This is a genomic window from Sphingobacterium sp. UBA2480 (genome assembly GCF_002341965.1).
Lineage (GTDB): Bacteria > Bacteroidota > Bacteroidia > Sphingobacteriales > Sphingobacteriaceae > Sphingobacterium > Sphingobacterium multivorum.
Map to the genome: position 1 here is coordinate 248,586 of NZ_DDPA01000010.1, position 20,150 is coordinate 268,735.

General features: G+C 39.3%; 27 protein-coding genes. 26 read left to right on the forward strand and 1 reads right to left on the reverse strand.

Annotation, left to right across the window (positions count from 1 at the left end; genetic code table 11):
* Positions 1-24 precede the first annotated feature (24 nt).
* From B3600_RS24955 to B3600_RS24980, 6 genes are all read left to right on the forward strand, one after another.
* Positions 25-3,150, forward strand: a complete 3,126-nt coding sequence (locus B3600_RS24955) for a SusC/RagA family TonB-linked outer membrane protein (protein WP_286754809.1) — start codon at positions 25-27, stop codon at positions 3,148-3,150.
* Positions 3,151-3,163: 13 nt separating this feature from the next.
* Positions 3,164-4,852: a RagB/SusD family nutrient uptake outer membrane protein gene (locus B3600_RS24960; RefSeq protein ID WP_286754810.1), complete on the forward strand. Its 1,689-nt coding sequence runs from the start codon at positions 3,164-3,166 to the stop codon at positions 4,850-4,852.
* Positions 4,853-5,006: 154 nt separating this feature from the next.
* The gene (locus tag B3600_RS24965; RefSeq protein WP_112373927.1) at positions 5,007-6,272 is read left to right on the forward strand and encodes a DUF2264 domain-containing protein; all 1,266 of its coding nucleotides are present in this window, start codon (positions 5,007-5,009) and stop codon (positions 6,270-6,272) included.
* A 41-nt stretch (positions 6,273-6,313) separates the two neighbouring features.
* Positions 6,314-7,588 carry a glycoside hydrolase family 88 protein gene (locus B3600_RS24970; protein ID WP_286754811.1) on the forward strand — a complete coding sequence of 425 codons (1,275 nt, stop codon included), beginning with the start codon at positions 6,314-6,316 and terminating at the stop codon, positions 7,586-7,588.
* Positions 7,589-8,177: 589 nt separating this feature from the next.
* Positions 8,178-8,642, forward strand: coding sequence for a hypothetical protein (locus B3600_RS24975; protein WP_112373925.1), 465 nt, complete (start codon positions 8,178-8,180; stop codon positions 8,640-8,642).
* 341 nt (positions 8,643-8,983) lie between these two features.
* Positions 8,984-9,937: a helix-turn-helix transcriptional regulator gene (locus B3600_RS24980; RefSeq protein ID WP_112373924.1), complete on the forward strand. Its 954-nt coding sequence runs from the start codon at positions 8,984-8,986 to the stop codon at positions 9,935-9,937.
* A 149-nt stretch (positions 9,938-10,086) separates the two neighbouring features.
* On the opposite strand, the gene B3600_RS24985 is transcribed toward B3600_RS24980, so the two are convergent.
* Complete coding sequence (locus tag B3600_RS24985; RefSeq protein WP_286754812.1) at positions 10,087-10,557, reverse strand: DinB family protein; 471 nt, start codon at positions 10,555-10,557, stop codon at positions 10,087-10,089.
* Positions 10,558-10,891: 334 nt separating this feature from the next.
* Here B3600_RS24985 and rplC point away from each other — a divergent pair, with 334 nt between their 5' ends.
* The 20 genes from rplC to rplO all read left to right on the forward strand — a co-directional run bounded on the left by rplC (position 10,892) and on the right by rplO (position 20,148).
* A complete protein-coding gene (rplC, locus tag B3600_RS24990) occupies positions 10,892-11,509 on the forward strand; it encodes a 50S ribosomal protein L3 (protein ID WP_104385215.1) in 618 nt (205 codons plus the stop codon).
* Between the two features lie 5 nt (positions 11,510-11,514).
* Positions 11,515-12,144, forward strand: coding sequence for a 50S ribosomal protein L4 (gene rplD / locus B3600_RS24995; RefSeq protein WP_046674865.1), 630 nt, complete (start codon positions 11,515-11,517; stop codon positions 12,142-12,144).
* 1 nt (position 12,145) lies between these two features.
* Positions 12,146-12,436, forward strand: a complete 291-nt coding sequence (gene rplW, locus B3600_RS25000) for a 50S ribosomal protein L23 (protein WP_046674866.1) — start codon at positions 12,146-12,148, stop codon at positions 12,434-12,436.
* 6 nt (positions 12,437-12,442) lie between these two features.
* A complete protein-coding gene (gene rplB, locus B3600_RS25005) occupies positions 12,443-13,270 on the forward strand; it encodes a 50S ribosomal protein L2 (RefSeq protein WP_046674867.1) in 828 nt (275 codons plus the stop codon).
* On the forward strand, positions 13,270-13,536 hold the full coding sequence (rpsS, locus tag B3600_RS25010; protein ID WP_002997495.1) for a 30S ribosomal protein S19: 267 nt from the start codon (positions 13,270-13,272) through the stop codon (positions 13,534-13,536). Before rplB ends, rpsS begins: the two co-directional genes overlap by 1 nt.
* 6 nt (positions 13,537-13,542) lie before the next feature.
* Positions 13,543-13,977, forward strand: coding sequence for a 50S ribosomal protein L22 (gene rplV, locus B3600_RS25015; RefSeq protein ID WP_046674868.1), 435 nt, complete (start codon positions 13,543-13,545; stop codon positions 13,975-13,977).
* An 11-nt stretch (positions 13,978-13,988) separates the two neighbouring features.
* On the forward strand, positions 13,989-14,783 hold the full coding sequence (rpsC, locus tag B3600_RS25020) for a 30S ribosomal protein S3 (RefSeq protein ID WP_046674869.1): 795 nt from the start codon (positions 13,989-13,991) through the stop codon (positions 14,781-14,783).
* A 59-nt stretch (positions 14,784-14,842) separates the two neighbouring features.
* Positions 14,843-15,265 carry a 50S ribosomal protein L16 gene (gene rplP / locus B3600_RS25025; protein WP_046674870.1) on the forward strand — a complete coding sequence of 141 codons (423 nt, stop codon included), beginning with the start codon at positions 14,843-14,845 and terminating at the stop codon, positions 15,263-15,265.
* A 92-nt stretch (positions 15,266-15,357) separates the two neighbouring features.
* Positions 15,358-15,576 (forward strand): 50S ribosomal protein L29, encoded by a 219-nt coding sequence (gene rpmC, locus B3600_RS25030; protein WP_046674871.1) that lies wholly within the window; start codon positions 15,358-15,360, stop codon positions 15,574-15,576.
* Between the two features lie 14 nt (positions 15,577-15,590).
* Complete coding sequence (rpsQ, locus tag B3600_RS25035; RefSeq protein ID WP_046674872.1) at positions 15,591-15,845, forward strand: 30S ribosomal protein S17; 255 nt, start codon at positions 15,591-15,593, stop codon at positions 15,843-15,845.
* Position 15,846: 1 nt separating this feature from the next.
* Positions 15,847-16,215, forward strand: a complete 369-nt coding sequence (gene rplN, locus B3600_RS25040; protein WP_046674873.1) for a 50S ribosomal protein L14 — start codon at positions 15,847-15,849, stop codon at positions 16,213-16,215.
* 2 nt (positions 16,216-16,217) lie between these two features.
* Positions 16,218-16,562 carry a 50S ribosomal protein L24 gene (gene rplX, locus B3600_RS25045; protein WP_070570406.1) on the forward strand — a complete coding sequence of 115 codons (345 nt, stop codon included), beginning with the start codon at positions 16,218-16,220 and terminating at the stop codon, positions 16,560-16,562.
* Positions 16,562-17,131 (forward strand): 50S ribosomal protein L5, encoded by a 570-nt coding sequence (gene rplE / locus B3600_RS25050; RefSeq protein ID WP_046674875.1) that lies wholly within the window; start codon positions 16,562-16,564, stop codon positions 17,129-17,131. The genes rplX and rplE overlap by 1 nt, the downstream gene beginning before the upstream one ends.
* On the forward strand, positions 17,124-17,393 hold the full coding sequence (gene rpsN, locus B3600_RS25055) for a 30S ribosomal protein S14 (protein WP_028071569.1): 270 nt from the start codon (positions 17,124-17,126) through the stop codon (positions 17,391-17,393). Before rplE ends, rpsN begins: the two co-directional genes overlap by 8 nt.
* A 136-nt stretch (positions 17,394-17,529) precedes the next feature.
* Positions 17,530-17,931, forward strand: coding sequence for a 30S ribosomal protein S8 (rpsH, locus tag B3600_RS25060; RefSeq protein ID WP_223584601.1), 402 nt, complete (start codon positions 17,530-17,532; stop codon positions 17,929-17,931).
* 21 nt (positions 17,932-17,952) lie between these two features.
* Positions 17,953-18,507 carry a 50S ribosomal protein L6 gene (rplF, locus tag B3600_RS25065; RefSeq protein WP_088160090.1) on the forward strand — a complete coding sequence of 185 codons (555 nt, stop codon included), beginning with the start codon at positions 17,953-17,955 and terminating at the stop codon, positions 18,505-18,507.
* Positions 18,504-18,866: a 50S ribosomal protein L18 gene (gene rplR / locus B3600_RS25070; protein ID WP_172462327.1), complete on the forward strand. Its 363-nt coding sequence runs from the start codon at positions 18,504-18,506 to the stop codon at positions 18,864-18,866. Before rplF ends, rplR begins: the two co-directional genes overlap by 4 nt.
* A gap of 12 nt (positions 18,867-18,878) precedes the next feature.
* Positions 18,879-19,397, forward strand: coding sequence for a 30S ribosomal protein S5 (rpsE, locus tag B3600_RS25075; RefSeq protein ID WP_112373920.1), 519 nt, complete (start codon positions 18,879-18,881; stop codon positions 19,395-19,397).
* A gap of 5 nt (positions 19,398-19,402) precedes the next feature.
* On the forward strand, positions 19,403-19,582 hold the full coding sequence (gene rpmD, locus B3600_RS25080; protein WP_046674880.1) for a 50S ribosomal protein L30: 180 nt from the start codon (positions 19,403-19,405) through the stop codon (positions 19,580-19,582).
* A gap of 119 nt (positions 19,583-19,701) precedes the next feature.
* Positions 19,702-20,148, forward strand: a complete 447-nt coding sequence (gene rplO, locus B3600_RS25085; protein ID WP_046674881.1) for a 50S ribosomal protein L15 — start codon at positions 19,702-19,704, stop codon at positions 20,146-20,148.
* Positions 20,149-20,150: the final 2 nt, after the last annotated feature.

The window sequence follows — 20,150 nt, forward strand, 5'->3', positions numbered from 1 at the left end:
ATTATAAAGCTAATTTCCTAAAGTATGGCAAAGTTTTACAAAGTTGGACTGTCTGCTATGATGATGTTTACTGTGGGTGCGAGTATGGCACAGCAGAAAATTTCGATTACGGGGCGGATTACAGACAGTCAAGGTGCACCTTTAGCGGGTGTAACGATTCGAGAAAAGGGTGGAAGTGCTTCTACTTCTACAAACGCTACTGGTACCTATTCATTGTCCGTGAGTTCTAGTGCGACAATTGTCATTTCTTATGTCGGCTATCAAAACCAAGAAGTTGTTGTCAATGGGCGCAATGTCGTCAATGTGACTATGGACGGCACAAGTTCGGTTATTGACGAGGTTGTTGTTGTGGGGTATGGAACACAGAAGAAATCTAATTTAACAAGTTCAGTTTCTACTATTGATCAAAAGACTTTAGAATCTCGTCCTATTTCTAATGTGATGTCGGCCATGCAAGGAGCCGCACCAGGGCTTGTTGTAACAAGGTCTGGTGGACAACCTGGAAGCGAAGGTTTTTCTGTTAATATCAGGGGTGATTTATCGACAGGGGGATCGAGTCCTTTAGTACTAATTGATGGCGTTCCTGGGTCATTGACGTATACAAACCCTGATGATATCGCTAATATATCAATCTTAAAAGATGCGTCCGCTACAGCAATTTATGGTTCGAGAGGGGCCGCTGGTGTCGTTTTGGTAACTACAAAATCTGGGCAAGGAAAACTAAAAGTGAATTACCAAGGAATGTGGACTGCGAAAAAGATGGGGTTATTCCCAGAACGGATTAATAGTTGGGAAGAAGCAGAAATGCAAAATCTTGCGCGTATTAATGCAGGGCAGTCTCCAGACTGGAGTCATGAATTAATTGCTTTGATGAAAGATCCAAATCAATACTATAGAGTAAATCCTACAAATCCAACAGCCTATCAATATTTTGGTAATTACAATTATCCTAAAATCCTATTAAAGGATAAGGCAACGCGTTTAAACCAGAACCTCTCGATATCGGGTAGTACTGATAAGGATAATTATTTGTTTTCATTAGGTTATGTAAGTGACAAGGGCATTTTTAGATATGGCCCTGACGATTATAAAAAATTGAATGGACGTTTTAATTATCATAGGGAATTATCAAAGATATTCAGCTTGGATTCCAAAATCATCTATAGCAGATCGGAAAGAAATTCGAGTGTTTTGGGAGCGAGTAACGATTATGGATTGATCTATAATATTGTTTCGTCGAGAAGTATTAGTCCTATATATCTTCCCGAAAGCGGCGATACAAAATATGCTGCAGGCAGTGCTGGGGGCGAAACTGTTGCGTTGTTGAAAGAGGGGGGACGTAATAATAATGTGGTTCATGAGATTGGTGGTAGTTTTGAGTTGGGAGCTAAAGACATCTTTACGGAGGGACTGAAATTACGTCTATTGTATAGTCCAAGGATATTAGTTGATAATGACAACAATACGCGTTTACCTGTCCCGATGTATAATCTGACTGGACAATCGGGCTGGGCTGGTGGCAACAACTTCAGTTTGAATCAAATTCTTAAAGGACGCGGGCAGGCTTTGACAAATAACTGGCAAGCAGTAGGGGAATATAATCGTACGTTCAGTGATAAACATGAAATATTAGCACGTGGAGGATATCGTTATGATGATTATCGTTATGATTATATTATTGCGTCAGCAGCGAATTTGCCAACAGATGATGTTTTAGCGTTAAGGCAAGCGGGGGATAAAAATAACACTTCTGTTAATGATAATATACAGACGAATACATTGATTTCTTTCTTTGGAACGGCACAATATGTTTTTGATAAAAGATATATCGTACAAGGAACCTTAAATAGGGAAGGAAGTTCTAGACTATCACCCGCGAATCGTTGGATTACATTGCCCGGTGTTTCTGCAGGTTGGCGTGTAAATAACGAATCTTGGTTTGGTGAAGCATCTAAAATATTTAATGAGTTGAAATTGCGGGCAGCTTGGGGTAAACAAGCGAATGATCCAAATAGTGATAATCCACGTGCAAACAACTACGATTACATCAATTCACTTTCTAAGGGGGACGCTTATCCGTTTAATAATGTTCGTAATACCTATTATTGGATTGGAAGCGCTGCATCGCCATTACGGACTTGGGAAAAGGTGACTAACACGGATGTGGGTTTGGATTTTGCGATGTTGAATAGAAAATTGGAAGGTTCATTTTCCTATTTCTGGCGTAAGACAAAAGGTACTTATGGAACTGTGACACAACCGGGAGTATTTGGAATCGGAAGTCCTAGTACAAATATCGGTGACTTTAAGTCATGGGGATGGGAATTGAGTCTAAATTGGAAAGACAAAATTGGACAGGATTTTAACTATTCGGTAGCAGCAAATGTATCAGATAACAATAATAAGGTTATATCATTCCTGAACAGAAGAAATTTGAGTGGTGGACTAGTCTCCCTTTTGGAGGGCTATGCTAAAAATTCAATCTTTGGTTATCGTACTGACGGTTATTTCCAAAGTGCCGAGGAAATAGCGAATAATAAGGTAAATCATCAGAATCCAACTCTAGGTCCTGGCGATATTCGTTATGTGGATATCAATGGTGATAATATTATTTCTTCGGGTAAAGGTAACTTAGACGATCCCGGTGATTTGGTTTATCTCGGTACCCAAAATCCACGCTATTCATTTGGTCTAAACCTAGCTTTTGAATACAAAGGATTTGATTTTAGTGCGTTTATTCAAGGTGTTGGTAAAAGAGAATTTTTATTACCATCGATCTTGACACTTCCTTATACTGAGAGTTGGCGTCAAGCTTGGGCGATACACAAAGATTATTGGACACCGGAGAATCCAAATGCAATGTTTCCTCGCCCTGTGATGGGAGGAGGAAGTAATACAAGAATATCGGATAAATGGGTAGTAAATGGTGCTTATGCTAGGATGAAAAATATTCAGTTGGGTTATACATTACCTAAAACCTTAACTACCAAGGTAAAGATAGATCGCTTACGAGTCTTTTTCTCAGGGGAAGATTTATTTGAATTCAAAAAATCATGGAACCCGTACTATGATCCTGAAACTCCCAACGGTCAAGCCTTTGGATATCCGTTCTTTCGCTCATTTACAGCGGGTGTAAATATCACATTTTAAACCGAAGAAAGTTATGAAAATACAAATAAAGAAATCAGAAATTCTTGTAAAGAGAGTTGCTAAATTGGGGGTGCTAATTGCGTCAGCCAGTGTTGTCTTCTCTTCATGTATGAAAGATTTGGATAATAAGTTTGATGAAACACAAGTAACTGATGCTTCTTTCTGGAAAACGGAGGCGCATTTGCTCATGGGCGTGAATTATCTATATACATTTTTACCTGGAATAGGTGAGAACAATGCAGCAAATTGGTCGGATGATTCGAGATCAACAGGTAACAATTCAATAAGTGACGGCTCTCGTTTAGTGCCAAGTAGCACGGGAGATTATACAGGGAACTATCAGCTAATACGTGCCGCTAATACTGTGGTGGAAAAAGCAGGTCAGATGAGCTTGAATCCAAGTATTATTAATAAGTATAGTGCAGAGGCACGTTTCTTTCGGGCGTACGCTTATGGTGAATTGCTAAAAAGATTTGGTGGAATGCCAATTATAACGCGCACTATGGGACTTGACGATGAACTTTTGCAGGCTCCGAGAGGCACACGTGAGGAGGTTGTTAATTTGATCTATGAGGATCTGGATTACGCCATCCAAAATTTACCGGAGGCTAAAGATACCAAATCTACGGATTACGGACGAATCAATAAGAGTGTTGCGCAAGCACTAAAAGTGAGAATAGCACTTTTTGAAGGAACCTTTGAAAAATACCATAAGATTGGGGATCCCAAAAAGCATCTTACAATAGCAAAAAATGTAGCGAATGATATTATTTCTACGGGTTATTTTAAGCTCTTTAATTACTCAGCTGACCCTGCAAAGAGTTATTATTATTTGTTCCAAAAAGAGGCAAACGGATATGCTAATAAAGAGAATATTTTGCCAAGATTGTATGGCAAGGATATGACGGACAAGATTTCGACACATAACTATAGCCGAAATCTAGAACAGGGAGCTATTACACCTACGCGTTATTTGGTGGATGCCTATCTATATGTAGATGGTTTGCCGAGAGAGGGTGCAAATAGATCTCCTTATTATAAGCCTAGTGTAAGTACATTGACAGAATTTGAAAATAGAGACCCTCGGTTGGCAATGACTGTTTTTAAAAGGGGAGATCTTTATATTAATGGAGCCAATTATCAGCCTATGTTTTCGTTCACTCAAACAGGATATAAAACTTTTAAATATTTTAATGCGGTAGATTGGAGGGAGCAAATAAGCTTTACCGAACACAAGGTCATTCGTTATGCAGAGGTATTATTGTCATATGCGGAAGCCGCATATGAATTGGATGGAAATATTTCAGATAGTGATCTTAATAGATCATTAAACCTAGTTCGCGAACGAGCAGGTATGCCTAAGCTGACTAATGCATTTGTTTCCGATCATCAGATGAATATGTTAGAAGAGATCCGTAGAGAGCGAAGAGTTGAGTTTGCGCTTGAGGGAGAACATCGCTATTGGGATATAATTCGGTGGAAAATAGCAGAGAAGGTACTGCCGTTGCCTACATTGGGTATTCAGTATTTTGAAAATGAATATGCGGAAAAGCCCTCCGTTAAACTCACTCCTGAGGGATATGTTATTGCTCAAACTGCTGCAACTAGAAAATTTGATCCAGCGAGAGACTATTTATGGCCTCTGCCGATTACAGAACTCGGTCTAAATCCGAATTTGCAACAAAATCCGGAGTGGAAGTAAAAGATCTAGTGTAAAAAAGCTGTTATCAATCGCTCATGCAATCGTTTGCTAGAGCGATTGATTTATTTAGGTTTGTTTTTTTAGGTTAAATTAAAGATTTTTAATGTTTTGTGCAGCATTATCAAGCTCACATTAATTTATAAACCATTATCGAATGAAGAGAAGATTCCTATTAAAATTGTTAGGCGGAGCTGGAGTTGGCGCATTAACTGCATCTCTACCAATAAAAGCAGAGGCAAGCAGTTTGGACAATAAGACAAGCGTTAACGAAAACGATCGCGCCTATTGGGTATCTGTCTTACATAAGATGGCTGCTCCAATATTAGGTAATATCAGCAAGCAGCAGTGGCGTAAAAATATGCCGATGGAGGTGAGCCCGACTTTTGATAGTAGGGACCCTGGAGTCGGATACCTAGAAGCGTTTGGACGTTTGCTGGCAGGAATGGCACCCTGGTTGGCATTACCGGATGACGTCACTGAGGAAGGAAAATTGCGAAAAAAATTACGCGATCAAGCATTACTCGGTATACAGTATGGTGTAGATCCTAAATCACCGGATTATTTTACCTGGCGAGGTCCGTCGTCTCAAACACTCGTAGATGCAGCACATCTTGCGCTGGCTTTTCTGAGAGCTCCAAAAGCTTTATGGGAACCATTGGACCCAATTACAAAGAAAAGAGTGGTCGAAGAGTTTAAACTGCTGCGTAAGATTAAGCCGAATGAGAGCAATTGGCTGCTGTTTGCTGCAATGACAGAAACATTTCTTTACAGCATAGGTGAGGAATGTGCGCGAGAAAAGATCGATTATGCCGTCAATAAATTTGATCAGGAATGGTATGTGGGAGATGGCTGGTATAGCGATGGCGCCCATTTTAGTTTTGATCACTACAACGGGTACGTAATCCATTGCATGCAGGTTGAGTCGCTGCGTCATAATATCCCAGCGGGTGGAAAATACAAAGAGATGTATGAGCGGGCATACAAACGGATGCAGCGTTATGCGCATCATTTGGAACGCATGATTTCCCCAGAAGGCCATTATGTTGTCGTTGGCCGTTCATCAACTTATAAGAATGCTGCTTTTCAGCCGCTAGCAACAGTTGCTCTAGAAAATAAGTTGCCCGAAGACATCTCGAAGGGTCAGGTCAGGGCAGCGTTGACGACTATACTTCGACATATTTATATTGACAAAACCTTTGCGCCATCTGGATGGCTACGTATGGGCGTGGTGGGTGATAAACAATCCAATCTCGCAGATTATTATACAAATGCAGGTTCAATGTATGTAGCTTCCTTGTCGTTTTTGCCATTAGGACTACCAGCAAACGACGAGTTCTGGACCTGTGCTCCACAACCATGGACCTCCCAAAAATGCTGGAATGCTGAGCAATTTCCCAAAGACTATTATGTAAGTTATTAAACGAAAAAGAATAAAAAGCAAAAGATTAAGGATTGGATAAAATGAAGATACAACACTATATTACGGGAGCTTTAATGATCGGGCTAGGAATGCAGGGAATTTCCTGTTCCAGTCAGCGAAACCTAGGAGCAGTGAAATTGGGACTTGACAAAGAATTTGTTCGCACAAATTTGGAAGATGCACATAAACAAATCGCCTACCTTGCCGCATCGATCAATGAATCGGATATGCCGACGACGTATAAAGATGGTAAATATGTGAATTGGGGTTCAAGTTGGTGGTGCTCGGGCTTTTATCCCGGTACAGTGTTATACTTATACGAGTATACCAAGGATGAAAAACTTTTGACGGAAGCAAAAAGCAAATTAAAAGAACTCGAGAAGGAAAAGAACAACAAGGGAACACATGATTTGGGCTTTATGTTGTACTGCAGCTTTGGGAATGCGTTACGCTTGACGGGAGATTCGGCTGCATATAAGGAAATTTTAAGTACTGGAGCAGCCTCGTTGGCAACACGCTTTCACGAAGCACCCAAAACTATCCGTTCATGGGACGGTGGAAAAAACTGGGATGGGCAGCCTTGGACCTATCCGGTAATCATCGACAATATGATGAACCTGGAGTTTTTGACGGAAGTTTCCAAGATGACAGGTGATAAGCGCTATCGTGATATCGCTATAACGCATGCAAATACAACAATGGTCAATCACTATCGAAAAGATTATAGTTCCTATCATGTCGTGGATTACAATCCAAAAGATGGACGTATTATTTCGAGAAAGACTGCCCAAGGTGCTTTTGACGAGTCTGCATGGGCTAGGGGACAGTCTTGGGGACTTTATGGTTATACGATGATGTACCGTGAGACCGGCGACAAGAAATATTTGGAGCAAGCGCGGCATATTGCGCAGTTTTATCTGAATCATCCCAACCTTCCAAAAGATCTAATTCCCTATTGGGATATGGACCAAAACAAGCTTACACCGGACAGTAAATATTATAGCCAAAAAGATCTTCGCGATGTGTCGACAGCTTCAGTAACGGCCTCGGCTTTGCTGGAATTGGCACAATACACAACAGGTAGTGAAAGCCAGCTCTATATTTCAAAGGCCGAGCAGATGTTGCGGTCTTTATCATCTAAACCCTACAAAGCAGATTATAAAGAAGCAGGGGGATATATCTTGAAACATAGCGTCGGTTCTATTCCACATAAAACAGAGGTAGATGTGCCTTTAACCTATGCCGATTACTATTATGTAGAAGCATTGGTGCGGTATAATCGATTGCTTGATGGCGAGAAAGTGATTAAACAATAGGCGATAAGGGACCTTTAAACTGTTCCTAAAATGAGTGTTGTTTTAGGGACAGTTTTAGCCGTTCGTGCACCCGGAAAAATGCCGTTCCAACCAACCCCATATTTTCATGGATCATCTCCTGTTATAATAGTCGCGATAGACACATCATATTTAGCGAGATCTGTCACTCGAATTGTCAGATCTATACCGCTCCGTTTATAAGTTACCAATAGCATAAATCTAATAAAGAATGAAAAGAACAAAGTAAAGTCAGATTTATTGAAATTGCACTGATTAGTGTTTTTTTAGAGGTCGGTAAGTTTTTGTATTTCAAGCTAGTACACTTTGGTTAAGTAATCATTTGGACGGATTTATAGATAGTAAACCTATTTTTTTACGGAAGATTTTTTAATGCGATGCGCCATGGATTTTTCGACCATAATTATTAACGATGAGGCATCATTCGCTAAGGATTGAGAAACTTTAGTCAATTTATCTAAAAGAAAGGAGGTCACTTATGATTTAGTTAAGGCAGAAGCCAATTGTTGATAAGCTATATCTCAAAAAAAGCTTATTGAAATAGTCAATTATTTATAAACACTTTTGAATTATGTTAAAAAAATCATTTGTAATAGCCTTTGCGTTATTTATTGTCACCGGTTTGTTCGTTCAAGCTAGAGATTTGAGTGTACCAGCTATAAAACTATCTAATAAACGAAATGTAATTTCTACAGAAAACGTTGGTGCAAAAAAAAATACCAAAACGAATATTAAAACACTAAGTAGCACATTCGACTTTTATGTGTATAACTTTAGTAATTCCCCTATTTATTTGACCTTTAGTGGGAATTTTCCAGGAGGAACCACACAGCATGTTGTAGTCCCTGCGAATACGCTTTCCTATCCCGTTAATATTCAAAGTGGAAATTATGATATTTATGCAAGTTGCCCTAGTTGGTTAACAATGTGGTATGCGATGAGTTGCGGTCATTCGGGCTCCGGACAATATTACACTTTCGAAAATGTCTATTTGAGCGATACTGGCTGTACATCATTAGATGTCGGAAGCAATTAAGATACACATAATAATTAATGTTGCTGTCTCAATGTCTTCATTGGGGCAGCTATTTTAAGGAAGCAGGGGGCTATATCTTGAAACATAGCGTCGGTTCTATCCCATATAAAACAGAGGTGGAGGTGCCTTTTTGATTAGTACAGATTTTAAATAAATATTATCCGTAGATAAATCGGATATTATACGCTTTCATCCGAATGAGGTCCCTATTAAGTCCGTATAAAGTCCCTATTAACTCCCTGTTATTTAATAAAATCCTATTAATTTATTGTTTTCCTTAACAGGAGTGCTCAGACTTAACTTTTGTAGCGTTAAAGCCTAGATTTTGTATCTTTATCCCTATGACCGATATCCAGAAGAGATTTGACCGTATACTCGCTATTTATATGCATCTGCAAGCTAAACCTGTTGTGACAGCTGCAGCGTTGGCAGAACGATATGAAGTGAGTCAGCGTACCATATATAGAGATATTCGTTCCCTGATGCAGGCAGGGGTACCTATTTATGGTGAAGCGGGAAGCGGTTATTCTTTGGTGGAGGGATATAAGATGCCACCTTTGCAATTTACAAGGGAAGAGGCATTGAGTTTTGTCGCAGCAGAGAAATTAGTTGAAAAATATACAGACCGGAATCTTGCTCATCATTTTACCACGGCATTGCTGAAAATGAAAGCTATATTACGGGGCAACGAAAAAGAACAGGTAGCCTTAGTTGGGGATAACTTTCTGGTGCGCGGTGGGCGTCATCAATTCAATGAGAAGCTAACCCATGGCACCAATATTCTGATCGAAAGCATCGCAGCAAAGAAATGTGTGGAAATCTATTATTCCAAACCTTCCGATAAGACTCCAGAAAGGCGTGAAATCGAAGCTGTGGGTATTTTTGTGGAGAGCAAGTTTTGGTATGTACTTGCTTTTTGTAGATTGCGACAAGATTATAGGCAATTCCGCTTGGATAGAATAAACAATATTAGAATACTTGCTGAAGATTTTGGAAAAGAGCATCCCGAACTATCTTTCTTTCTGAGTAAGCGGCATGAAGTGCCGACAACCAAAGTGGTGGTGCAAGTGGATAAAGAAATGGCTAGGTATATGGAGTGGGATCGTCACTATTTTGGTTTCCAAGAAGAAATTGTAACCGATAACTATGTGGAAATGCATTTTGACTGCATGAATATGGAGAATGGGTTTGCGCGCTGGTATCTGATGTTTGCGGATAAAGGTCGCATAATTGAACCCGAATCGCTAAAAGATGTTGTCAGAGGTTTGCTTTCATCTGCTTTGGAGCAAGTTTAGCTGTAAATGAAGTAATCAGGATTCTTTACTATGGTAAAGGAAAAACTTGTTCGGCGGAAAGGGAGGATGCCGAACAAGTTAAACTGTAAATTGTACTAAAAAGTTTTTGATCCATGTCAGGAGAAAACTTCCGTTGTCTGTATCAGTTATTAACCCCTTTCCCAAAAAAATGGTGGTTGGATACCCAGTAAGCGTAAATAGACAAAAGCTTGACCACGATGGTGGATCTCGTTGTCAATAAAATAAAATATGCTATGGATAATGGGGGATTTGTATTGTCCAAATAAATTGAACTCTTCGGCAAAACGTTCTTCTGAAATTTGATTGAACAGTTCACTGATCTGAGGAGTAGCTTCATCCCAAGCCTGCAGTAATTGTGCTTTGGTCGAATAACTGAGATTCTCGTTGAGTTTGCCACTTTTGTTGTTGACAATTTCCTGGAGACCTGGAACAGCAATACCCAGTAGCTCCTTAATCATATCTGCAAAAGTGCGCATGCCTTCTACCTTGTAATTGAACAATCCTTCTTCTGGAAATTTTTCAATAGTCTGTCTTGTTAGGTTTCTATGGCCTAGCCAATGTTGAAGTAGCTCGTTCTTCGAAATGATTTCTGTTTTCATGATTTTTGTATTTAAAATTTTAGTAAGCGATACATCACCTGACGTGTTGTATGACAGTTCAAAATTAGCGCAACTTATGACAGCTGTATGGCAGTATGGAGTTGGGTGCTAATTTTATTTTTTTTGGGGCATTATTCGATGTAAGGAATCTTGAAAGGACAAATCGTAAAAATAGGGGAGTGGTTTTAAAAGAAGTAGAAAATAAAAAAAAATAATTCACTAATTATTTGACAGTTATAAAAATGTTTGTAACTTTGCAGTCCCTTAATGGGAATAGTATGTCTTGAGCGAAGCCCTACTGCTTCGAAGGACTTTTAATTAATTAATTTACAACATGTCAGGTATTATTGGAAAAAAAGTAGGAATGACGAGCCTGTTTAACGCTGATGGGAAAAATATTCCTTGTACAGTGATTCAGGCCGGGCCGTGCGTGGTTACGCAGATACGTACGGAAGAAAAGGATGGCTACTCGGCAATTCAACTTGGTTTCGACGAAGCTAAGGAGAAAAACACGACAGCTCCTTTGAAAGGGCACTTTGCGAAAGCAAACACAACGCCTAAGCGTAAGTTGGTAGAGTTTAAAACTTTCCCAGATGCAAAACAACTTGGTGACGTAGTTGACGTTACACTTTTCGAGGAAGGCGAATTCGTAGATGTAGTTGGTACTTCAAAAGGTAAAGGTTTCCAAGGTGTAATGAAACGTCATGGATTTGGTGGTGTAGGTGGTGCGACTCACGGTCAGCACAACAGATTACGTGCTCCAGGTTCATTAGGTGCTTCATCATGGCCTTCACGCGTATTCAAAGGTATGCGCATGGCTGGTCGTACAGGTGGTGACAGAGTTAAAGTTCAAAACTTACAGGTGTTGAAAGTTTACGCTGAGCAAAACCTTATCGTTGTTAGTGGTTCCATTCCAGGAGCTAAAGGTTCTTATGTAATCGTAGACAAATAGTAGAGATGGAAGTTAAAGTTTTAAATTTATCAGGTAAAGAAACAGGTGCCAAGGTGCAACTTCCTGAGTCGGTATTTGGGTTAGAGCCTAACGATCATGCGATCTATTTGGATGTGAAACAATACTTAGCGAACCAACGCCAAGGAACTCACAAATCTAAACAACGTAACGAAATCGCGGGTTCTACTCGTAAATTACACAAACAAAAAGGTACTGGTGGTGCTCGTGCGGGTTCTATCAAATCTCCATTGTTTAATGGTGGTGGTCGTGTATTCGGTCCTCAACCTCGTGACTACTCGTTCAAATTGAACAAAAAATTGAAACAAGTAGCACGTAAATCAGCGTTATCTTACAAAGCAAAAGATAATAACATTGTGGTATTGGATGAAGTAAAATTCGATGCTATCAAAACTAAAAACTATGTTGCTTTAATAAATGCGTTGAACGTAGCTGATGAGAAAACATTGTTGGTATTACCAGCTTACGATGAGATTGTTTATAAATCAAGCAGAAACTTGAAAAAAGCAAAAGTTATTGTTGCAGCTGATTTAAATACATATGATGTATTGAACGCAACAAAATTATTGTTGACTACAGATTCTGTTAAAACTTTGGAGGAAGCATTAGCTAAGTAATATGGAAATTATTAAAAAACCTATCTTGACTGAGAAAGCTTCTTTGTTAACGGAAAAATTAAACCGTTACGCTTTCAAAGTAGATCACAGAGCAAACAAAATCCAGATTAAAGCAGCTGTTGAGGCTATGTTTGGTGTTACAGTTCTTGCTGTAAACACTGCAGTAGTAGCTGGTAAAGCAAAAAGCCGTTACACAAAAGCAGGTTTCGTATCTGGTAGAGCTCCTAAGTATAAAAAGGCTGTCATTACGATTAAAGATGGCGAAACTATTGACTTTTACAGTACTATATAATACAAAATGGCAGTTAAAAGATTCAAACCGGTAACCCCTGGTACTCGTTTTAGAGTAGGCGCTGACTACTCTGATGTTACTACAAACGTTCCTGAAAAATCGTTAGTAGTAAAAATCAACAAGAAATCAGGCGGTCGTAATAACTCCGGTAAAATGACTATGCGTTATCTCGGTGGGGGACATAAAAAAGTATACCGATTAATTGATTTCAAACGCGATAAAAAAGATATCCCTGCAAAAGTAGCTACTATCGAGTACGATCCAAATCGTACTGCTCGTATTGCCTTGTTGCATTACGCTGATGGTGAAAAACGTTACATCCTTGCTCCAGCTGGTTTAGTAGTTGGTCAAACTGTAATCGCAGGTGATAAAGTTGCCCCAGAAGTTGGTAATACATTACCATTAGCAAACATTCCATTGGGTTCTATCATCCACAACATTGAATTAAATCCTGGTCAAGGTGGTTCAATTGCTCGTTCGGCTGGTACTTATGCTCAATTGTCTGCTCGTGATGGTAAATATGCCATCATCAAATTGCCTTCGAGCGAAACACGTATGATCTTATTGACTTGTGTTGCTACAATCGGTTCAGTATCGAACCATGAAAGATCTAACCAAGTGTTAGGTAAAGCAGGTCGCAAACGTTGGTTAGGTCGTCGTCCAAGAGTTCGTGGTGTTGCGATGAACCCAGTAGATCACCCTATGGGTGGTGGTGAAGGCCGTACTTCAGGAGGTCACCCACGCTCACGTACAGGTGTATTAGCTAAAGGCTTCAAAACACGTTACAAGAAGAAAACATCGAATCGTTACATCATTGAGAGAAGGAAAAAATAATGGCTCGTTCAATTAAAAAAGGTCCTTATATCGATCACAACTTAGAAAGAAAAGTTCTTTCTATGAATGAAACTAACAAAAAGTCAGTTATCAAAACATGGTCTCGTAGATCAATGATTTCACCTGATTTTGTTGGCCATACCTTCGCAGTGCACAACGGGAATAAATTTATCCCTGTTTATGTAACAGAGAATATGGTAGGTCACAAGCTTGGTGAATTCGCGCCTACGCGTACATTCAGAGGCCACGCAGAAAAGAAAAAATAATAGGTAATGGAAGCAACAAAAAAACTTAAAAAGTCTGTCTTAATTAGACAACGTAAAGAGCAAGAGAAAGCTCAACAAGGAGGAGCTTCGGATGCCAAATTATTGAACTGCCCGACTTCGCCTCGTAAGATGCGTTTGGTGGTAGACTTAATTCGCGGTCAACGTGTTGAAAATGCAATTTACATTTTGAAACACTCAAGTAAAGAAGCTGCTGCTCGTGTAGAAAAATTATTATTATCTGCAATCAAAAACTGGGAAGCCAAAAACGAAGGTAAATCAGTGGAAGAAAGCGAACTATATGTAAAAGAAGTATCAGTAGGTGGTGGTCGTCAATTGAAAAGATTGCGTCCGGCTCCTCAAGGTCGCGGATACAGAGTTCGTAAACGTTCAAATCACGTTACGTTGGTAGTTGATAGCAAATTAAACGTTGAACAAAACTAATTTATTGAGAAATGGGACAAAAAGCAAATCCAATAGGTAGCAGATTAGGAATCATCAAAGGTTGGGATTCTAACTGGTTCGGAGGTAAAAACTATTCCGATAAATTAGTTGAAGACGAAAAAATCAGAAAATATCTTTCTGTTCGTATTGCAAAAGGTGGTGTAGCTAAAGTTGTTATCGAAAGAACTTTAAAACGTATCACTGTTACAATTCACACTGCTCGTCCAGGTATCGTTATCGGTAAAGGTGGTCAAGAAGTTGACAAGATCAAAGAAGAGTTGAAAAAACTGACTAAAAAGGATGTTCAAATCAACATTTTCGAGATCAAACGCCCTGAGTTAGATGCTAAGTTAGTAGCTGAAGGTGTCGCTAAACAATTAGAGGCGCGTATTTCATTCCGTCGTGCAATGAAAACTTCAATCGCTTCTACGATGCGTATGGGTGCAGAAGGTATCAAAATCATGTGTTCTGGTCGTTTAGGTGGTGCTGAAATGGCGCGTACTGAACAATACAAAGAAGGAAGAACTCCTTTACACACATTGCGTGCTGATATCGACTACGCTTTAGCTGAAGCATTGACTACATACGGTAAAATTGGTATCAAAGTTTGGATCTGTAAAGGTGAGGTTTACGGTAAACGTGACTTATCTCCAAACATTGGTCAAGCATCTGGTGTAAAATCACGTGGCAACCACGAAGGTGGTGGCGAACGTCGTGACAACCGTAACAACAAAGGTGGTCGCGGTGGAAACAACCGTGGTGGAAACAACCGTGGTGGAAGCAACCGTGGTCCGAAAAAAGATTAATAGTTATTTAGATTACAACAAAAACCTGCTGAAAAAGCAGATTTAAAAAGTATACGAACATGTTACAGCCAAAAAGAACGAAGTTCAGAAAGATGCAGAAAGGCCGCATGAAAGGTAACGCTTCTCGTGGAGCGGAGTTAGCTTTCGGTTCTTTCGGTATCAAAACAATGGAGCAAGCATGGATCACTAGTCGTCAAATCGAGGCAGCTCGTATTGCGGTTACACGTTATATGAAACGTGAAGGTCAAGTTTGGATTCGTATTTTCCCTGACAAACCTGTTACGAAAAAACCTGCAGAGGTACGTATGGGTAAAGGTAAGGGTGCTCCAGAATACTGGGTAGCAGTAGTACGCCCAGGCCGTATGTTATTTGAAGCAGAAGGTGTGCCTTTGGAAATTGCCAAAGAAGCTTTACGCCTTGCAGCTCAAAAACTTCCGGTTCAAACTAAGTTTGTGATTCGTAGAGACTACGTTGAAGCATAAAAATCTTGGTAATGTCATCATTTAAGCGTTAGGGCCGTTACCCCTAACGCTATATATAAAGCGATGATAACCCAAATAACAACTGAAAAAACATGAAAAATTCAGAAATTTTAGAATTATCTAATGAGGACTTAAAAGCTCGTCTTGTAGAAGAGAAAACAGCCCTTACAAAATTGAAATTTGCACATGCTGTTTCAGCTATTGAGAACCCTAACGTGATCAAAGCAGCACGCAAAACTATCGCTCGTATCAGTACAGAGATCAGTGCACGCAAAGCTGCAGCTAAAAATGAAACAGCCTCTGAGGCGTAAAATTTAAAGTCGAAATGGAAAGAAATTTAAGAAAAACAAGAATCGGCTTAGTAGTTAGCAACAAGATGGACAAGTCTATCGTGGTATCAGTGGAACGTAAAGTGAAACACCCGATCTATGGTAAGTTCGTTAAAAAAACTACTAAATTTAAAGCTCATGACGAAACTAATACCTGCGGTATCGGCGATACGGTATTAATTATGGAAACTCGTCCGCTGAGTAAAACAAAAAACTGGAGATTAGTAGAAATTATAGAAAGAGCTAAATAACATGGTACAACAAGAATCAAGACTTAATGTAGCTGACAATAGCGGTGCTAAACAAGTTTTAGTAATCCGTGTATTGGGCGGTACGCGCAAGCGTTATGCATCAATCGGAGATAAGATTGTTGTATCGGTGAAAAGCGCTATGCCTTCAGGAAACGTGAAAAAAGGTTCCGTTTCTAAAGCAGTAGTGGTTAGAACGAAAAAGGAAATCCGTCGTAAAGATGGTTCATACATCCGTTTCGATGATAACGCCGCTGTATTATTAAATAATAATGATGAACCACGTGGTACACGTATCTTTGGCCCTGTTGCTAGAGAGTTGCGTGAGAAACAGTTCATGAAAATTGTATCATTAGCACCGGAGGTTTTATAATTATGGCACAGAAAACAAAAACAACTACGCACAAAATCAAAATTAAAAAAGGTGATTTAGTGAAAGTTATCGCTGGTAACTCTAAAGGTGTTCAAGGAAAAGTATTAACTGTTTTAGTGGATAAAAATAGAGCTATCGTTGAGGGCGCTAACATCGTAAAAAAACACACTAAACCAAGTGCAGCTAATCCTAATGGTGGTATCATTGAGAAAGAAGCTGGTATTCACATCTCTAATTTAGCTGTTATCGATCCTAAAACAGGTGCAACTACACGTGTAGGTCGTAAGTTAAATGCAGATGGTAAATTAGTTCGTTACGCTAAAAAATCAGGGGAGGAAATTAAATAATGACTTACGTACCAAGATTAAAAGTGAAATATGCGGAGGAAATCCGTAAAGCACTTCAAGAAAAATTTCAGTATAAAAGTATTATGCAGGTTCCTAAACTTGAGAAAATCGTTGTTTCACAAGGCGTAGGAGCTGCAACAGCTGACAAAAAATTAATCGATAACGCTATCGCTGAGTTGACTTTAATCACAGGTCAACAAGCCGTTGCTACAAAATCGAAAAAAGATATTTCAAACTTTAAATTACGTAAAGGTATGCCTGTAGGGGCACGTGTTACTTTACGTGACAACAATATGTTTGAGTTCTTGGACCGTTTGGTAGCAGTATCGCTTCCACGTATTCGTGACTTCCGCGGTATCAACGATAAAGGCTTTGACGGACGTGGTAACTATAACTTAGGTATCACTGAGCAAATCATTTTCCCTGAGATCAACATTGACAAAATCAACAAGATCCAAGGTATGGACATCACTTTCGTGACTTCAGCTCAAAATGATGTTGAGGCTTTAGAATTGTTGAAACAATTCGGTTTACCATTTAAAAATCAAAATACTAATAACAATGGCTAAAGAAGGATTAAAAGCACGCGAAGTAAAACGCGCTAAATTGGTAGCTAAATATGCGGCAAAACGTGCAGAATTAAAAGCTGCTGGCGATTACGTTGCATTAGATAAATTGCCTAAAAATGCTTCTCCAGTACGTTTACACAATCGTTGTAAATTGACTGGTCGTCCTAAAGGATATATGCGTCAATTCGGTATCTCTCGTGTAACATTCCGTGAGATGGCTTTAGATGGCAAAATCCCAGGGGTGAAAAAAGCTTCTTGGTAATTAAAAAAAAATACTTAATTTTGCCCGGGCAATTCAACTGAGGATTGCCGGGGTTTTTGCATTTTAAAATTGTTTAACAGATAGAAGGTCCCATACCAATGGTTGGGAGGGAAACCGCTGTCACAAATTTTCATATATAATGACTACAGATCCAATTGCGGATTACCTTACACGAGTAAGGAATGCCATCAAGGCCAACCACAGGGTTGTTGAAATTCCTGCATCGAACCTAAAAAAAGAGATCACTAAAGTTCTTTTTGACAAAGGTTACATTGCTAATTACAAATTCGATGAGAATGGCGTACAGGGTACGATCAAAATCGCATTGAAATATAATCCAATTAGCAAAATTCCGGCTATTCGTACGTTGACACGTGTGAGTAAACCTGGTTTAAGAAAGTATGCAAGCGTTGATACTATGCCTCGTGTTTTGAACGGTTTAGGTATTGCTATCTTGTCAACATCGAAAGGTGTAATGACAGATAAGGAAGCTAGACTTCAAAATGTTGGTGGTGAAGTTTTATGTTACGTTTATTAATCTAGGTAAAAGCACAAAGAAATGTCAAGAATTGGAAAAGCGCCTATCGCTATCCCTGCTGGGGTAACTGTTACTATTTCGGACAAAAACTTAGTTTCAGTAAAAGGTCCTAAAGGCGAATTAACACAACAAGTTGACCGTGACATCACGATTGCTCAAGAAGAGGGTAATATCGTTGTAACACGTCCAACTGATCAAAAGAAACACAAAGCATTACACGGTCTATACCGTTCCCTGTTGGCTAACATGGTTCACGGTGTGACTGAAGGTTACAAAACTACGCAAGAGTTAGTCGGTGTAGGTTACCGTGCTTCAAGTACTGGTAATGTATTAGAGTTAACTTTAGGTTTCTCTCACCAGATTGTTTTTGTATTGCCAAACGAGGTTAAAGTATCAACTACTGCTGACAAAGGTAAAAACCCTACAATCACTTTAGAGTGTGCTGACAAACAATTGATCGGTCAGGTAGCGGCTAAAATCCGTGGCTTCCGTAAACCAGAACCTTACAAAGGAAAAGGTGTCAAGTTTGCAGGTGAAGTATTGAGAAGAAAAGCAGGTAAATCAGCTAAAAAATAATAATCATGGCAGGACAAAAAGCATCTCGTAGAGAGAGAATCAAAAAAGGAATCAGAAAAAACCTTGCTGGAACGTCTGAACGTCCACGTTTATCGGTTTTTAGAAGTAACAAAGGTATCTATGCGCAAATCATTGATGACAATGCAGGCAAAACATTAGTTGCTGCATCTAGCTTGTCAAAAGAGTTTGTTGCATCTGGTAACAAGGTTGATCAATCTAAAGCTGTAGGTAAATTGGTGGCTGAAAAAGCATTAGCAGCAGGTATTAATAAAGTAGTTTTTGACCGTAATGGGTACTTATACCATGGCCGTATCAAATCTTTGGCTGAAGGTGCTCGCGAAGGCGGTTTAGACTTTTAATCATAGAAAGAAATGGCATTAAGCAATATAAAAAGAGTAAAATCAAGCGAAATTGAATTAAAAGATCGCTTAGTAAGTATCCAACGTGTAGCTAAAGTTACTAAAGGTGGTCGTACTTTCAGCTTCTCTGCAATTGTTGTAGTAGGTGATGAAAACGGTATCGTTGGTTACGGTTTAGGTAAAGCTAAAGAGGTAACTGAAGCAATCACGAAAGGTATCGATGACGCAAAGAAAAATTTGGTAAAAGTTCCTATTATCAAAGGTACTGTTCCGCACGCACAATATGGTAAATATTCTGGTGGTTCAGTTTTGATTAAACCAGCTGTAGGTGGTACAGGAGTTTTAGCAGGTGGTGCAATGCGTGCAGTATTGGAGTCTGCTGGTATCAAAGATGTATTGGCTAAATCATTAGGTTCTTCTAACCCACACAACGTGGTAAAAGCAACTGTAACTGCTTTAGCAGATATGCGTGATGCGTATACAGTAGCACAACACCGCGGTGTCGATTTGAATAAAGTATTTAACGGTTAATTATCATGGCAAAAATCAAAATCACCCAGATAAAGAGCGTTATCGACAGAAGCGAGCGCCAAAAGAAAACTATTGAGGCATTGGGTTTGAAAAGAATCAACCACTCAGTAGAAGTTGAAGCTACTCCATCAATTATTGGAATGGTACGTAAAGTAAACCATTTAGTAGCTATCGAAACTATTTAATATTAGCATATGGAAGAGGTCTTTGGGCTTCTTCCATTACTTGTTATTAATAATCATTATTTTTTAATCGCTAGTACCTGTTTAGTGAGAGCGAAGGGCTAGCACAATTTAGTTTAAAAATGAACTTAAGTAATTTAAAACCTGCAAAAGGTGCAGTAAAAAGTAGCAAACGTATTGGCCGTGGTACTGGTTCTGGTCGTGGTGGTACTTCAACACGTGGTCACAAAGGTGCTGGTTCTCGTTCAGGTCACTCTACGAAAATCGGTTTCGAAGGTGGTCAAATGCCTTTGCAACGTCGTGTGCCTAAATTTGGTTTCAAAAACATCAACCGTGTTGAGTATAATGGTGTAAACTTAGATACTTTACAAGCGTTGATCGAGAAATACAATTTAACAGCTGTAGATTTCGACGCATTGAAAGCTCATGGTTTAGTGTCTAAAAATGACAAAGTTAAAATCTTGGGTCGCGGTGAGTTGAAAGCTAAAGTTGAAGTAACAGCGCACGCGTTTACTGCTTCTGCTCAAAAAGCTATTGAAGCTGCAGGCGGTTCTATCGTTAAAATTTAATA